This is a genomic window from Streptomyces sp. 11x1 (genome assembly GCF_032598905.1).
GTDB lineage: Bacteria > Actinomycetota > Actinomycetes > Streptomycetales > Streptomycetaceae > Streptomyces.
This window is the reverse complement of the sequence record NZ_CP122458.1, coordinates 1,214,423-1,229,225: the sequence shown is the minus strand read 5'-3', so window position 1 is coordinate 1,229,225 and position 14,803 is coordinate 1,214,423. Positions and strand designations below refer to the sequence as shown.

At 70.7% G+C, this 14,803-nt stretch carries 14 protein-coding genes; 4 read left to right on the top strand and 10 right to left on the bottom strand.

Going from position 1 to position 14,803, the window contains the following annotated elements; translation table 11 throughout:
* Window positions 1-101 precede the first annotated feature (101 nt).
* Window positions 102-1,184, bottom strand: coding sequence for a mechanosensitive ion channel family protein (locus tag P8T65_RS05775; RefSeq protein WP_316724301.1), 1,083 nt, complete (start codon window positions 1,182-1,184; stop codon window positions 102-104).
* Between the two features lie 268 nt (window positions 1,185-1,452).
* A complete protein-coding gene (locus P8T65_RS05770; RefSeq protein WP_316724300.1) occupies window positions 1,453-2,415 on the bottom strand; it encodes a lysylphosphatidylglycerol synthase transmembrane domain-containing protein in 963 nt (320 codons plus the stop codon).
* A 149-nt stretch (window positions 2,416-2,564) separates the two neighbouring features.
* Between P8T65_RS05770 and P8T65_RS05765 the strand changes: the two genes are divergently transcribed.
* Window positions 2,565-4,463, top strand: a complete 1,899-nt coding sequence (locus P8T65_RS05765; RefSeq protein ID WP_316731493.1) for an ABC transporter ATP-binding protein — start codon at window positions 2,565-2,567, stop codon at window positions 4,461-4,463.
* Between the two features lie 52 nt (window positions 4,464-4,515).
* Window positions 4,516-5,793: an IS701 family transposase gene (locus tag P8T65_RS05760; protein ID WP_316723451.1), complete on the top strand. Its 1,278-nt coding sequence runs from the start codon at window positions 4,516-4,518 to the stop codon at window positions 5,791-5,793.
* Between the two features lie 301 nt (window positions 5,794-6,094).
* Here the strand turns inward: P8T65_RS05760 and P8T65_RS05755 are convergent, their stop codons facing one another.
* The 6 genes from P8T65_RS05755 to P8T65_RS05730 all read right to left on the bottom strand — a co-directional run bounded on the left by P8T65_RS05755 (window position 6,095) and on the right by P8T65_RS05730 (window position 9,943).
* Complete coding sequence (locus tag P8T65_RS05755) at window positions 6,095-6,784, bottom strand: DUF6766 family protein (protein ID WP_316724299.1); 690 nt, start codon at window positions 6,782-6,784, stop codon at window positions 6,095-6,097.
* Window positions 6,785-6,871: 87 nt separating this feature from the next.
* Entirely contained in the window at window positions 6,872-7,135 is a 264-nt protein-coding gene (locus P8T65_RS05750; RefSeq protein WP_316724298.1) for a hypothetical protein, read from the bottom strand.
* 277 nt (window positions 7,136-7,412) lie between these two features.
* Window positions 7,413-8,168, bottom strand: a complete 756-nt coding sequence (locus P8T65_RS05745) for a metallophosphoesterase (RefSeq protein ID WP_316724297.1) — start codon at window positions 8,166-8,168, stop codon at window positions 7,413-7,415.
* Window positions 8,165-8,611, bottom strand: coding sequence for a BON domain-containing protein (locus tag P8T65_RS05740; protein WP_316724296.1), 447 nt, complete (start codon window positions 8,609-8,611; stop codon window positions 8,165-8,167). Before P8T65_RS05740 ends, P8T65_RS05745 begins: the two co-directional genes overlap by 4 nt.
* The gene (locus tag P8T65_RS05735; protein ID WP_230222395.1) at window positions 8,595-9,212 is read right to left on the bottom strand and encodes a nucleotidyltransferase family protein; all 618 of its coding nucleotides are present in this window, start codon (window positions 9,210-9,212) and stop codon (window positions 8,595-8,597) included. Before P8T65_RS05735 ends, P8T65_RS05740 begins: the two co-directional genes overlap by 17 nt.
* 203 nt (window positions 9,213-9,415) lie before the next feature.
* Entirely contained in the window at window positions 9,416-9,943 is a 528-nt protein-coding gene (locus P8T65_RS05730) for a beta/gamma crystallin domain-containing protein (RefSeq protein ID WP_316724295.1), read from the bottom strand.
* A 290-nt stretch (window positions 9,944-10,233) separates the two neighbouring features.
* Here P8T65_RS05730 and P8T65_RS05725 point away from each other — a divergent pair, with 290 nt between their 5' ends.
* A complete protein-coding gene (locus P8T65_RS05725) occupies window positions 10,234-10,497 on the top strand; it encodes an SHOCT domain-containing protein (RefSeq protein WP_316731492.1) in 264 nt (87 codons plus the stop codon).
* 52 nt (window positions 10,498-10,549) lie between these two features.
* On the opposite strand, the gene P8T65_RS05720 is transcribed toward P8T65_RS05725, so the two are convergent.
* Together P8T65_RS05720 and P8T65_RS05715 are read right to left on the bottom strand one after the other, a co-directional pair.
* Window positions 10,550-10,747 carry a hypothetical protein gene (locus P8T65_RS05720; RefSeq protein ID WP_316724294.1) on the bottom strand — a complete coding sequence of 66 codons (198 nt, stop codon included), beginning with the start codon at window positions 10,745-10,747 and terminating at the stop codon, window positions 10,550-10,552.
* Window positions 10,744-11,322, bottom strand: coding sequence for a hypothetical protein (locus P8T65_RS05715; protein ID WP_316724293.1), 579 nt, complete (start codon window positions 11,320-11,322; stop codon window positions 10,744-10,746). Before P8T65_RS05715 ends, P8T65_RS05720 begins: the two co-directional genes overlap by 4 nt.
* A 627-nt stretch (window positions 11,323-11,949) precedes the next feature.
* Between P8T65_RS05715 and P8T65_RS05710 the strand changes: the two genes are divergently transcribed.
* Window positions 11,950-14,790: a carbohydrate-binding protein gene (locus P8T65_RS05710; protein WP_316724292.1), complete on the top strand. Its 2,841-nt coding sequence runs from the start codon at window positions 11,950-11,952 to the stop codon at window positions 14,788-14,790.
* The last annotated feature ends 13 nt before the right edge of the window (window positions 14,791-14,803 follow it).

The following is a 14,803-nucleotide window of genomic DNA, read 5'->3' as shown; positions in this document are numbered from 1 at the left end:
GGGCGCCGGGGGTGGAGAAGCAGGGGGCGCAGCCCCTGCTTCTCAGGGGCGCGGGGAACTGCGCGGGAAGCCCCACCGGACCCGCACCCGACACCCGTCCCCTACGACGCGACCTCGACGGAGGGCTCCCGCTGATGGGGGATCTCCACGCTGCCGCCCCCCGTCTGGAGCGTGATCGCCCGCCGCGGAACCGGCACGCTGATCCCCTCCGCCCGGTACCGCCTGTGCAGCCGCTTGATGAACTCGTGCTTGATCCGGTACTGGTCGCTGAACTCCCCGACCCCCAGGATCACGGTCATCCCGATGCGCGAGTCGCCGAAGGTGTGGAACCGCACGGCCGGCTCGTGGTCGGGAACGGCGCCCTCGACCTCCTTCATCGTCTCGGCGATGACCTCGTTGGTGACCCGCTCGACGTGCTCCAGGTCGCTGTCGTAGCCGACACCCACCTGCACCAGCAGGGTCATGTCCTGCTCGGGCTGGTTGAAGTTGGTCATGTTGGTGCCGGCGAGCTGACCGTTGGGGATGATCACCAGGTTGTTGGAGAGCGACTTGATCGTCGTCTGCCGCCAGTTGATGTCGACGACATAGCCCTCCTCGCCGCTGCTCAGCTTGATGTAGTCGCCCGGCTGGACCGTCTTCGAGGCGAGGATGTGGATGCCCGCGAAGAGGTTGGCGAGGGTGTCCTGGAGGGCCAGCGCCACCGCGAGACCGCCGACACCGAGGGCGGTGACCAGCGGGGCGACCGGGATGCCCAGGGTCTGGAGGATCACCAGGACACCGATCGCGAGGACCGTGACCCGGGTGATGTTCACGAAGATCGTGACCGAGCCCGCGACACCGGCCCGGGACTGGGCGAGGGTGCGCACCAGTCCGGCGATCACCCGGGCCGCCGTGACCGTGGCGACGAGGATGAAGAGCACCGTCAGCGACTGGTTCACGTTGTGCTGCACGGTCTTCGTCAGCGGCAGCACCGCTCCGGCGGCCGCCGCCCCGCCGACGAACGCGCTCCAGGGCACCAGCGAGCGCAGCGTGTCGACGATGACGTCGTCACCGCTCCAGCGGGTCTTCGTCGCGTGGCCGCCGAGCCAGCGCAGCAGCAGCCGCAGCAGGAACGCGGCCAACAGGCCCGCGACCAGGATGATTCCGGCCACGAGACAGTCGTCGAGGGTGAGGGTCCGGGTCATCGCTCGCCTCCCGTGGGACGCGGGGAGCGGCCGGGGAACCGTATGTCGTGTCCCGAGGGCCGTATGTGATGTGTCGTCAGCTTGCCACCTGCTCGAATCAAGAGTGCGTGTTCTCGCCCGCCCGGACGCGTGTACGGCGTCGGGCGCGACCGCTCATCCTGCCGTATCCGCACGGCTGATCGGCACCGGACCTGCGCGGATCGGCCGACGAGGGCCCCGCGCCTTGAGGGAATGTCCGGATGTGCTCGGCGGTACGACGGCCTCCTCTTCAGAGCACCTTCAGCCGGACCAGCGCACCGAGCGTCAACGCCCCCGGCAGCAACGGCAGCCAGACCGTGACGATCCGGAACGCCAGCACCACCGCGGTCGCCACGGCCACAGGGCCACCGGCCGCCACCAGCGCGACCACGAGCGCGGCCTCCACCGAACCGAGGCCCCCCGGCGTCGGGACGAGGGCGACCGCGACGGTGGCGGCGAGATAGGCGAGCGCCATGTGCGTCACCGGGATGTGCAGCCCCAATGCCAGCCCCACGGTGACCAGTACGCCCGCCTGGAGCGCGGGGAACGCCAACGAGCCGCCCCACAGAGCCAGCACCCGCGCCGGTCGCGCGTGCACCGCGCGGGCCTCGCGCAGGGCCGTGCGTACGAAACCCGACACGGCCGCACGTAGCCGCCGTACCAGGAGAACCGCGGCCACGGCCCCGCACCCCACGACAACCGCCGTCACCAGCAGGGGAGTCGACGTGCCGACGGGCAGGAGCGGACCGAGGCGCAGGGCCCGGGGGAACGCCGTCAGCAGGGCCAGCAGCAGGCCGACCCGGGCGACGGACTCCGCCAGCAGATACAGCGCGAGCGCCGCCGACGAACGGGACAGGGGCACCCCGCACACCGTCATGAACCGCAGGTTCACCGCGCTCGCGCCCAGACCCGTCGGCAGCAGATGGTTCGCCGCGCCCGCCGCGAACTGGGCGGCCAGCAACCGCCCGGCGGGCAACCGCTCGACGAGCGCCCCCTGCCGCGTCACGGCCGCCGCGACCCAGGTCAGACAGGTCACGCCGGCCGCCGCGACCAGCCATGGCCACCGCGCGGTCGCGAGACGCTCGAAGCCCTCGACGAGTACGGAACGGTGCCGCGCGGCGACCACCAGGACCAGCGCGAGGGGGAGCAGGCAGAGGATCCGCCGTACCGGAATGCGTGCGATGAGCGGCCGTGGGAGCTGTGTCGCTGTCACACCGGGAGAGACTCTCCGGGCCCGGCCAACAGAGGGTTGCGGGCGCGCGGACGGCGGTCGACCGGCGGCGGACTTCACCGCACCCCGGCGTGCGCCGAAATACGGTTGACCTCAACTTTGGTCGAGGTCCTAGCTTCTTCCCCATGAGTATGGAGACCACCGCCTGGACCCAGCTGCAGGGCATGATGACAGCCCAGCGGAACAGCCGCCCCCTCGCCCGGACCACGCTACGGCGCGTCGGTGCCTTCGCCCGTCCACATCGTCGCCGTATCGCGTGGTTCGTCGGCATCGGCGTCGTGACCGCGCTGCTCGCCGTGGCGACGCCGGTGCTCGCGGGGAACGTCGTGGACGTGATCGTCTTGGGCGGGGACGAGAACCACGTCGTCCGCCTTGCCGTGCTCATCGCCGTCATCGCCGTAGCCGAGGCGGCGCTCGGACTCCTGGGCCGACGCCTGTCGGCGACGCTCGGCGAGGGTCTCATCCTCGATCTGCGGACCGCCGTCTTCGATCATGTGCAGCACATGCCGGTCGCGTTCTTCACACGTACTCGTACGGGAGCGCTCGTCAGTCGTCTCAACAACGACGTCATCGGCGCGCAACGCGCGTTCAGCAACACCCTGTCCGGAGTGGTCGGCAACCTGGTCACGCTGCTGCTCACCCTCGCCGTGATGCTCACGCTCTCCTGGCAGATCACGCTGCTCTCGCTCGTCCTGCTGCCCGTCTTCGTGGTCCCCGCCCGGCGGATGGGCCGGCGCATGGCCCGGCTCCAGCGGGAGGCGGCCGACCTCAATGCCGCCATGGGCACCCGGATGACCGAGCGCTTCTCCGCACCCGGCGCCACCCTGGTCAAGCTCTTCGGCCGGCCCGACGACGAGTCCGCCGAGTTCGCCGAACGGGCCCGCCGGGTACGGGACATCGGCATCCGCACGGCGATGGCGCAGTCGGCGTTCATCACCGCCCTCACCCTCGTCTCGGCCCTCGCGCTCGCCCTGGTGTACGGCCTCGGCGGCTGGTTCGCGCTGCGCGGCACCCTGGACGCGGGCGCGATCGTGTCCCTGGCCCTGCTGCTGACCCGGCTGTACGCGCCGCTGACCGCGCTGGCCGGGGCGCGCGTCGAGGTCATGAGCGCCCTGGTGAGCTTCGAGCGCGTCTTCGAGATACTGGACCTCAAGCCGCTCATCGCGGAGAAACCGGACGCCCGCGAGGTGCCCGAGGGCCCGGTGGCCGTCGAGTTCGACGACGTCCGCTTCGGCTATCCCTCCGCCGACAAGGTCTCCCTCGCCTCGCTGGAGGAGGTCGCCTCGCTCGACACCCGGGGCGGCACCGAGGTCCTGCACGGCGTCTCCTTCCGCGCCGAACCCGGCCAGACCGTCGCCCTCGTGGGCTCCTCCGGCGCCGGCAAGTCCACCGTCGCCCAACTGCTGCCCCGCCTCTACGACGCGGACGCCGGCACGGTCCGGATCGGCGGCGTCGACGTACGCGACCTCAGTGCGGCGTCGCTGCGCGGCACCCTCGGCATGGTCACCCAGGACGGCCACCTCTTCCACGACACCGTCCGCGCCAACCTGCTCCTCGCCCGCCCCGACGCCGGCGACGACGACCTGTGGGACGTCCTGCGCCGGGCCCGGCTCGACGACCTGGTGCGCTCCCTGCCCGACGCACTCGACACCGTCGTCGGCGAGCGCGGCTACCGCCTCTCGGGCGGTGAACGGCAGCGCATGACGATCGCCCGGCTGCTCCTGGCCCGTCAGCGCGTCGTCATCCTCGACGAAGCCACCGCGCACCTCGACAACACCTCGGAGGCCGCCGTGCAGGAGGCGCTCACCGAGGCGCTGGAGGGCAGGACCGCCGTGGTCATCGCCCACCGCCTGTCGACCGTGCGGACCGCCGACCAGATCCTCGTCGTCGAGGCGGGCCGGATCGTGGAGCGCGGCCGGCACGAGGAACTGCTCGCGGCGGGCGGACGGTACGCGGAGCTGTACCGGACGCAGTTCGCGAGGTCGACGGACCACGAGCCCGGCGAGGAAGCACCGGTGGCGGCGGCCTAGTAGGGCTCCGTTACGTCTGTCTGTCGGTCCTGTTTGGGGGAACGCTGAAGGTGTGGACGCACATGAAGTGAACCGGGCTCGGGCGACGTTGGCGTTGTTCGTGGCTGACGTGTTCGCGTCGGTGCCGCGTAAGGATCAGCGGGCGAAGGGCGACTGCTACCTGCGGGGACTGATGCTGGACGGACGGCGGAAGTCGATCCAGCCGATGGCGGAACGGCTGCCGGACGGCAACGAGCAGAACCTGCAGCAGTTCGTGAACCAGTCGACGTGGGATCCGGTGCCGGTGCGGCGGCGGATCGCCCAGCGGATGGTGCCGAGAATCGGCCCGGAGGCGTGGGCGGTCGATGACGTGTCGTTCCCCAAGGACGGGAAGATGTCGGTGGCGGTCGCGCGCCAGTACTGCGGGGCGCTGGGCAAGCGGGCCAACTGCCAGGTCGCGGTGAGTGTGCACGCGGTCTCCGACACGGCGTCCTGTCCGCTGCAGTGGCGGATGTTCGTGCCCGAGGAGTGGGCGGACGATGCGGTGCGGCGGCAGAAGACCGGGATACCGCCGGAGGTCGGGCACCGGGAGAAGTGGCGTCTGGCCCTGGACATCCTCGACGAGCTGGCCGGGTGGGGGCTGGTTCCGCCGGTGCTGGTCGCCGACGCCGGCTACGGGCAGAACGCCGACTTCCGCGACGGTCTGAGCGAGCGGGGCATCGGCTATGTCGTGGCGGTCCGTTCGGACGTGACGGTCCACCCGCACGACGTGCGGCCCACCGCCCCGGCGTGGTCCGGGAACGGTCGCAGGCCGCAGCCCCGCTACCGGGACAAGCCGTCCTCGGTGGCAGCGCTGGCTCAGGAGCACGGACGGCAGGCGTTCACCGAGGTGACCTGGCGTGAAGGCTCCCGCGGGCCGATGCACTCACGCTTTCTGGCGCTGCGGGTGCGGCCGGCCGGGGTGAGGGCCCGCCGTCTGGCCCAAGCCGCCGCCACTGCCGAGCACGGCCACTGGGACGGTGTCCTGCCCGAGGTGACGCTGCTGGTCGAATGGCCCGCCGGCGCCGAAGCACCCACCGACTACTGGCTGTCCAACCTGCCCGCCGACACACCGATCACCGAACTGGTCCGCCTGTCCAAGATCCGCTGGCGCATCGAGCACGATTACCGGGAACTCAAGCACGGCCTCGGCCTGGACCACTTCGAGGGCCGCTCCTGGAACGGCTGGCACCACCACGTCACCCTGGTCACCGCCGCCCACGCCTTCCTCACCGAACAGCGCCTGTCCCCAAAAGCCGATACAGCGGACTCACCCTCTACCAGATCCTCGACGCCATCCAGGACCTGCTGAACTGCTGGACCGGCACCTGCACCACCTGCCACCGCCCCCTGCCCAGAACATCCACCACCAGCCAGAACCCAAGAGCCAGAGCAACCTAACGGAGCCCTACTAGGAGACCGCTGAAGATCTTGCTCTGGCCGCCCGACTCACCCTGGATTGCCGGTAAATATCAATCGCCATCAAGTAGGGCAAGCCGGGCGCATTTTCAAGATCTTCAGGACGCTTCTAGGCCCTGTCGTCACATTCCCGTCGTCGCCCGAAGGGCGGCCCCCCGGCGTCAGGGCCTAGGGACCGTGCGGTCTCCCGGGGTTCAGCCGCCCTCGCCGCCGGTCGTCGCGTGGGCGGCCCCGACCGGTCTGGATTCCGGGGAACCGCGCTGGCGCAGATAGATCGAGAGGATCGCCATGGAGGCGATGGCGAGGAACTCGGACTGCCAGTTCTGCAGCGTACGGTTCCAGAAGTCGGCGGAGACGACGTACTCGGACCAGCTGTCGGGCGCCTGCAGCTCCCGCAGCTGTTCCTCGTTGTACGCCGCCACACCCGTGATCGACTGGGCCAGCCACGACAGCACGAACACGACCCCCATGACATACCCCAGCGAACTCGCGTACAGCTTCAGGCGCAGGCCGCCGGCCGCCGCCCAGCGGAGGGAGTCGGAGCGCGCGTGCGGTCCCACCCGCTGTTCCTCGTCCGACTCGACCCCGATGCCGTCCGGGGGCTTGGACTCCGGTGAGCCGCGCTGCACCAGCCAGACCGTCAGGAAGACGTACAGGAAGAACTGCAGGTACTCGGACTGCCAGTTCTCCATCACGTCGACCGCGAAGTCCGACGACGTCACGTACTCGCCGAGCGAGATCCGCTGGAGCTCCTCCGCCGCGAGCCGGTTGTCGAAGTCGGCGTGACCGGCGAACGCCTGGCCGACCAGGGCGAGGGCGAACAGCGTCAGGAAGGTGAGCCCCAGGCCGTTGTCCCGGAAGAACCGCCGTACGGATCCGGTCATCGGTGCAGCACCCCCAGCGTGACGCAGTAGGCCAGACCGCCCGCGATCACCAGCAGGCACAGGGCGAACATGACGCGCACGACGTCCTCACCCACCCTTCAGCAGACACTGGTAGGGCCGCTCGGGACGCGGGGTACACCCGGCGGCGAGGACCTTCCACCCGTCGGAGAACCGCGACAGGAACAAGGTGTCCGCCGAGAACTCCACCCGGGCCTGGCGTCCGGCGACATCGACGCCCTCGACCTCGTCCTCGGCCGCCGCGACGAACGGAACGGCCTCCTCCAGGACGGCGTCCTCGCACGGCGTCCCCGAGGACTGTTCGAGCTCGTCCCGGACCCCAGGTGCCAGCACCGCGCACGGCGACCCCGTCCTGCGCCCCCAGCGTCCGCTCGAAGCCGACGGCCGCGTCCCGGGCCGCCGTACGCCGCTGCTCGACCGATCCGCAGCCGGCCGTCAGCAGCACCACGGCACCCGCCGCGACCCCCCACCGCCACCGCCAGGGCATCCGGGACCTCCCGTCCGGCCGTCCGCACGCATGTCGACGGACGGTAACCCCGCCGCCGGACCCGCGCCCGGGTGCCGCGCGACGGCCCCGGACCGCTGTCCCCCCCGGCCGGGGCAACCGGCGCTACGAACCCTCCCCGCCCGCGCCGCGCTCCCCGTCCACCGGCAACCGGTACACGGCGAAGGCACGCCGGATCACCGGCTGGGCCACATTGCGCACCCGCACCCCACCGCTGGTGATGCCGTGCTCGGTGCCCAGATGGGCGTGGCCGTGGACGGCGAGGTCGGCACCGGACTCGTCCATCGCCTCGGCCAGCAGGTAGCTGCCCAGGAAGGGATAGATCTCCAGCGGTTCACCGACGAGCGTGTCCGGTACGGGGGAGAAGTGGGTGAGCGCGATACGGACCGCGCAGCCGTCCTCGGCCAACTCGTCCAGCGCGCGACGCAGACCGTCCGAGAGCCCCCGGGTGTGACGGACGAAGGCCTTCATCTCGGGTTCGCCGAACTCGCTGCCGCTGCGCCCGGCGAAACCGCCGCCGAACCCCTTTGTCCCGGCGACCCCCACCCGTACGCCGTCGACCGGAACGACGGTGCCCTCGCCCTCCAGCACGGTCACCCCCGCGTCCCTCAGCACGGCCGTCACGTCCTCGGGGCGCTCGGAGTGATGGTCGTGGTTGCCGAGGACGGCGATCACCGGCACCGGCAGCCCCGCCACCTCGTCGGCGACGACCCGCGCCTCCTCCGGTGTGCCGTGCCGGGTCAGGTCCCCGGCGAGCAGCAGCAGGTCGGCGTGGTCGGGCAGGGTGTCGAACGCCGGGCGGAGCAGGCCCCGGCTGTCCGGCCCCAGATGGATGTCCCCGACGGCCGCGACCCGGATCACGACAGCTCCTCGGGACGGTCCGGGGCGGTGACGTCGGCCAGCGTGATGTCCGCGCGTACGGGCACGCCGGGCAGCTCCTCCGCCGCCAGCCGCAGGATCGCCTCGCGAACGGCCGCGGTGGACGCCGTGCCGGTGATGTGCACGGCGTCGCCGCGCGCCTCGATCCGCATCCCGAGCTCGGCCAGATCACTCCGGGCGAGCCGCTCCTCCAGGTGGGCTATGCGGTACTCGCTGTGCGCCGGCGGGTGCACGGCGGGGTGTTCCCGGCCGCCCGCCGATGGTGGTGCGCCGCCGTCGCCCGGTGGGTGTGGGGCGCGGTGCCCCGGCCCGTCCGCCGGTGGTGGTGCGGCGGGGTGTGTCGGGTCGTCCGCCGGTGGTTCTGTGGCGCGGCGTCCTGGGCCGTTCGGGCCGTTCGTCCGCGGGTGGTCATGTCCTGTCGCCATCGCCGGTCTCCTCCGGCTCGATCACGTTGAGGCGCTCCAGCAGGAAAAGGAAGGCCGCCGGCATCGGCTCGCCACCGCACTCCTGCCGCACCCGGCCCCAGTCGATCTTCTCGCGCAGGGTCCGGGCGAGCGGCAGCACGGCACCGAAGTCGCAGTAGTGCTCGGAGAACGCCAGGAGACGCCCGATGAGCAGATCCGTCACCGCCAGCACGGGCATCCACACGGACTGGACCGACAGCACCTCCGCCCGGTCCAGCAGCTCACGGCTGACCGGAGCCCGCGACGGCCGGAAGATCAGGTCGACCTCCTGGCCCTGGCTCCGGGTCTTCACCAGCCAGTCCTCGGGCGGCTCGACCACGGTCAGCCCGGCCGCCTCCAGCGTGCCGGTGACCGCCTCGACGTCCTCCGGCAGTACGCAGAAGTCGACGTCGTGCTGGAGCGTCCCGGGACCGCCATGGGCGTACACCGCGACGCCGCCCGCCAGCGCGAAGGGATGCCCACCGGCCTTGAGCAGCGAAGCGACCTCCTTGGCCGCTTCGAGGATGGCCTGGGTCCGATCGGGAGGGAGCCCGTCGTCGTCCGGGCCGGCGAGATCGCCCATGCCCTCCACGATAGTGCGACCGGGGCCGACGGCCAGATGCGCGGGTGCGCGACCTGAAGCCGCTGGTGACCACGTACTGGGAGGGGCCACCGACCTGGATCTCGCTCTCCCTTCAAGAAACTTCTCCGTACGTGTGTGCGAGTGGGCTCTCGATCGTCACGAGCCTGCTTCGGTCGGGGTCCCGTCGTCCGGCGGCCGGTGCCTCAGAGGATCCTGACCTTGTTGATGCGCACCCCACCGGGATGGTTCGGCCCGGAGCAGACGGTCCACCTGTCGATGGCCTGGGCGGGCTGCCACCTGCCGTCCCCGTACCACTGGACGCGGTTGTCGCCGGTCGAGATCCGCGTGACCCACCAGTTCGTGGAGAGCAGGTCGGCCTCTCCGGCGTTCGCGTAACACCGCATCCGCGAGGTCTCCCAGTCCGCCGTCTCGATCCGGGCGGGCTCGGCCAGCGGTATGACGAGCATGGTGACGGTCAGCCGGAGCGCGTCGGGATCCTCACCGTCCGGGGGATACGCGAGGCACCCCACGTACACCGGATGGCGACCCGCGGGAACGCGATGGCTGAACCCGCCCTCGGTGCGCCACGGGGTCTCCCAGGTGATGGGGCCGTCCACCACGACGAGTTCACCGGCGTGGTCGAACCACGTGGGCCGGGCCGCGACGGAGTACGTCGGTGGGGCGGGCGCGTACTCGTCGGCCGAGCGCCACAGAAGCGGCTCCACTTCCATCGTCGTTCCCTTCCATGTCGACGGTGCGCCCTGACGGACCTCGACGCCGTCGGGGGGGTGCAGCCGCCCCACACGTCACCGCCACCCGTTGTACTCCGTCCGCCTCCTGGCAGCCGCCACCCGGCCGCCCCTGCCCGGTAGTGGCTGAACGGCCCATCCGGTCGGGACGTCCGGCCCCAGCGCGCCGCCTCCCGGCCGAGGGACGATGCCCCTGAGGACACAGGCTCCCCAGGGCGCCGGGCTCCGGGCCCGCACCCGATCGCCGAACGATCCGAAGCAGGTGCATGGCGATGTTCTGGTACGGCCACGACGTCAGCGGATGGGGCTGGTTCGCGATGTCCGCCAGCATGATCCTTTTCTGGGCGCTGGTCATCACGGCGGGTGTGCTGCTCTTCCGCGCTCTGAACCGGCCCCAGGAACACACCCACGGTCCCGCCGCGCCGCAGACACCCGAGGAGGTCCTCGGACAGCGGTTCGCCCGGGGGGAGATCGACGAGGAGGAGTACCGGCGCCGCCTGAACGTCCTGCACGCCGGCCCTCTCGCCAAACCCTGAACGCCGCCCGCTCCGGCTGCGGCCCCTCCGCTCCGCGGATCGCCCGGTCCCCTCAGCGAGGGGAGAGCTCGGCGTCATGCCCGCGCGCACTTGAAGCCGCGGTGTGCGGATCCCCGGCCGACGGGCCGTCGATCCGCAGATGACGCAGCATCGGAGCGGCCGGCACCACGGCCACGCACATCACTCCGGCCGCCGTGCCGGAGGAGATCCGCATGCCCTCGGTGAACGCCTCCCGGCTCGCCGCCGTCAACAGGAGTCCGGAGAGGTCCGCCGACAGCTGTCCGGCGACCTGGACGGCCCCGCCCAGCGTCTCGTGCGCGACCTCGCGCGCCGCCTCGGGATGCCCGACGGCATGTCGTCGTCCATGGACCGCCGGTACACGGCGGCACCGATGCTGCCGAGGACCGCGATACCGAGAGCGCCGCCGAACTCGGCGCAGGTCTCGGACAGTCCGGAGACGGAGCCCGCGCGCTCCGGTGGCGCGGCGACGATGATCAGGTCGGTGGCGAGCGCAGTACGACTCCGAGACCGGCCGCGGCGAGCAGGACGGCCGCGGATGACGCACGCCGGGCGGATCCTCCGCACGAGGACGGCCGCGAGGGGCGCGCCGACCATCGTCGCGCCGGCCGCCGGCAAGGTCCACAGACCGGTGCCCCACGGCCGCAGACCGTACACGAGTTGCAGGTACTGCGAGGTGAACAGGCCCGAAGCCGACCATGGCGAACATTGCCAGGAAGTTGGTGACGAACGCGACGCCACCAGCGGCCCGACGCCGGTCGCCGCCGACGGCACGGCCTCCACATCGTCCTCGGGGTTCTTCTTCATGCCGTCAGCGCAGCGAGGCTGATCCACTCGACGACGTCGATGCGGCGCCTCCCGGCGTCTACTCCGGGACGGTCGGCGGGCCGGGGTGTGAGCCCTGGAACGCGTGCGGACCGCTGACCGTGCACGTGAATCGCTGCAGTCTCCAGAGGGCGCCCTTGACCTGCAGAAAGCAGGCAGGGAGCAGACCATTCGGGAGTGGTTCCGTGCTGCCTCCAGGTCGGCAAACGGTCAGCGTCTGTGGGAGAGCGCCGTGACGCTTCCTCGGCCTCCAACTCGCCCGTCCTCGCCGGTGGCTGACGGCCACGATCTGCAGAACGTGGTGAGTCGCTCGGGCCCTTCGTGACCGGCTCCACAACAGTCCAATAGCCTGGCTGGTCCGGAGGGAAGTATGGACGCGGTGGGCTGAAGCCCTCTAGCCTTGTCGGTGTACCGTCACGGTCGTCGATGTGACCCGACAGCGCGGTAACCATCGACTTCTCCTGTTTCCGAGCCGTTGCCCCTGCTCGGCGTAGTGGCCTGCTGAAGCACACCCAGCGGGCCGAAGCGACGCATCCCGCTACGGCATCGGCGCGGCAGCGCGCGCCCCAAGCCTGGCAGCCACCTGTTCAGGAAGGGGACCGCATTGTCATGTTCACGAAAATAAAGAGGGCTCCCGCGCGTTGGCCGGCCATCGGTTCGGCTCTGCTCCTGATCGCGGCCGTTCTCACAGCGGCCTTGTCCAGTGCGACCCCGGCCTCGGCACACCCGATCAACGCCGCCGACTTCCAGCAGGTCCAACTGGCCCGCGGGGTCGCGGAGGTCGGTGAGCCTATGTCGCTGGCCGTACTCGCCGACCGGTCGGTGCTGCATACCGCTCGCAACGGGACCGTGCGCCGCACGGACGCGGGCGGCACCACCACGGTGATCGGCAACATCCCCGTGTACGCGCACGACGAGGACGGCCTGCAGGGCATCGGCATCGACCCGGGCTTCGCCACCAACCGGCACATCTACCTCTACTACGCCCCGCCGCTGTCCACGCCGGGAGGCGACGCACCGACCACCGGCAGCAACTGGTCGGCGTGGCAAGGCGTCAACCGGCTCTCCCGGTTCACGCTCAACGCCGACTTCACGCTCAACCAGTCCAGCAAGGTGGACATCCTCGACGTGGCGGCCGACCGGGGTATCTGCTGCCACGCCGGCGGAGACATCGACTTCGACGCGGCGGGCAACCTGTACCTGTCCACCGGCGACGACACCAACCCGTTCGAGTCCGCCGGATACTCCCCGATCGACGAGCGGACCAACCGCAACCCGGCGTTCGACGCGCAGCGCACCGCCGCCAACACCAACGACCTGCGCGGCAAGATCTTACGGATCAAGGTGAACGAGAACGGGTCGTATTCGATCCCGGCAGGCAACTTGTTCCCGCCCGGCACGGCCAGGACCCGCCCGGAAATCTACGCGATGGGCCTGCGCAACCCGTTCCGGATGAGCGTGGACAAGGCCACCGGCATCGTCTACGTCGGCGACTACGGCCCCGACGCCGGCTCCACCTCGGCGCGCGGGCCGCAGGGACAGGTCGAGTTCAACCGCGTCACCGGCCCGGGTAACTACGGCTGGCCCTACTGCACCGGCACGAACACGAACTCCGAGACGTACGCCGAGTGGGACTTCGCCGCCAACTCGGCGGGCGCGAAGTACAACTGCTCGGGCGGTCCGACGAACAACTCGCCCCGCAACACCGGCCTGAGCGTGCTGCCCGCAGCGAAGCCCGCCTGGATCCGGTACGGCGGCGACGCCGGCAGCCCGTCGGCGTTCGGCGGCGGCTCGGAATCGCCGATGGCGGGCCCGGTGTACCGCTACGACCCCGCCGTCACCGCGCCCACGAAGTTCCCCCAGTCGTTCGACGGGCAGTTCTTCGCCACGGAGTTCGGTCGCGGCTGGATCAAGCCGATCCACCTCAACACCGACGGCACCCCGGGGACCATCGACAGCTTCCCCTGGACCGGCAAGCAGGTGATCGACTCGGCGTTCGGACCGGACGGCTCCTACTACGTGCTGGACTATGGCTCCGGGTTCTACCAGGGCGACCAGTACTCCGCCCTCTACCGCTTCGACTACGTCGGCAGCGGCAACCGCGCGCCCACGGCGATGGCCGGCGCCAACCGGACCTCCGGCACGGCACCGCTGACCGTGACGTTCTCCTCGGCCGGCTCGTCCGACCCCGAGGGCGGGGCACTGACCTATGCGTGGAACTTCGGTGACGGCACCAGCTCCACCGCCGCCAACCCGACCAAGACGTACAACACGAACGGCGAATACACGGCCACGCTGACCGTGCGCGACCCGCAAGGTGCCACCGGCACCGCCGATGTGCGGATCACCGTCGGCAACACCGCGCCGACCGTGAAAATCAACAGCCCCGCCGCGGGCGAGATCTTCGCCTTCGGTGACACCGTGCCGTTCAGTGTCACCGTGACGGATCCTGAGGACGGCACGGTCGACTGCGCCAGGGTCAAGATGACGTACATCGTCGGTCACGACAGCCATGGCCACCCGATCACCTCGAAGACCGGTTGCTCCGGCACGATCACCATCCCGGTCGACGGTGAGCACGACGACGCGGCGAACATCTTCGGGGTCTTCGACGCCGAGTACACCGACGACGACGGGCTCACCACACACACGCAGCACACCCTGCAACCGAAGCACCGGCAGGCCGAGCACCACAAGACATCGTCCGGCGTCACCACCTACGACAAGTCGAGCGCCGAGGGCGGCAAGTCCGTCGGCGACATCGAGAACGGCGACTGGATCGCGTTCGAGCCGTACAAGCTGAGCAACGCCACGTCGTTCAGCGCCCGGGTGGCGTCAGCCGGTGCGGGCGGCACCCTTCAGGTCCGGGCAGGCTCGCCGACCGGCACCGTCCTCGGCTCCGCCACCGTCCCGGTCACCGGCTCGTGGACGACCTTCACCACTGTCAACGGCACGGTCTCCGGGGCGCCGGCCGGCACCACGACGCTCTACCTGACCTTCGTCGGCGGTTCCGGATTCCTCTTCGACGTCGACGCGTTCACCTTCGAAACCGGCGGCGGCCCGATACCTGGCGGGGGTCCGATCACGGGGCTGGCGGGCAAGTGTCTGGATGTCCGGAACGGCAGTTCGGCGGATGGGACGGCGGTGCAGATCTCGTCGTGCACGGGTTCGGCGGGGCAGCGGTGGACGGTGTCGCCGGGGTCGACGGTCAAGGCCTTGAACAAGTGCCTGGACGTCAGTGGCAACGGCACGGCGGACGGCACGAGCGTCGTGCTGTGGTCCTGCAACGGGGGCGCCAACCAGAACTGGCAGGCGAACGCGGACGGGTCACTGCGCAACCCGCAGTCGGGCAAGTGCCTGGACGTGACCGGTGCCAACTCGGCGGACGGCACCCTCGTGCACCTGTGGTCCTGCAACGGCGGAGCCAACCAGAAATGGACCCTGCCGTGATCCCTGTCACCGA

Excerpts from the sequence above, each read along its gene's own strand:
- P8T65_RS05775 (WP_316724301.1), bottom strand. The coding sequence starts at position 1,184 with ATGACCCGGACCCTCACCCTCGACGACTGTCTCGTGGCCGGAATCATC.
- P8T65_RS05765 (WP_316731493.1), top strand. The coding sequence starts at position 2,565 with ATGGAGACCACCGCCTGGACCCAGCTGCAGGGCATGATGACAGCCCAG.
- P8T65_RS05755 (WP_316724299.1), bottom strand. The coding sequence starts at position 6,784 with ATGACCGGATCCGTACGGCGGTTCTTCCGGGACAACGGCCTGGGGCTC.
- P8T65_RS05740 (WP_316724296.1), bottom strand. The coding sequence starts at position 8,611 with ATGGCGACAGGACATGACCACCCGCGGACGAACGGCCCGAACGGCCCA.
- P8T65_RS05735 (WP_230222395.1), bottom strand. The coding sequence starts at position 9,212 with ATGGGCGATCTCGCCGGCCCGGACGACGACGGGCTCCCTCCCGATCGG.
- P8T65_RS05730 (WP_316724295.1), bottom strand. The coding sequence starts at position 9,943 with ATGGAAGTGGAGCCGCTTCTGTGGCGCTCGGCCGACGAGTACGCGCCC.
- P8T65_RS05725 (WP_316731492.1), top strand. The coding sequence starts at position 10,234 with ATGTTCTGGTACGGCCACGACGTCAGCGGATGGGGCTGGTTCGCGATG.
- P8T65_RS05715 (WP_316724293.1), bottom strand. The coding sequence starts at position 11,322 with ATGAAGAAGAACCCCGAGGACGATGTGGAGGCCGTGCCGTCGGCGGCG.
- P8T65_RS05710 (WP_316724292.1), top strand. The coding sequence starts at position 11,950 with ATGTTCACGAAAATAAAGAGGGCTCCCGCGCGTTGGCCGGCCATCGGT.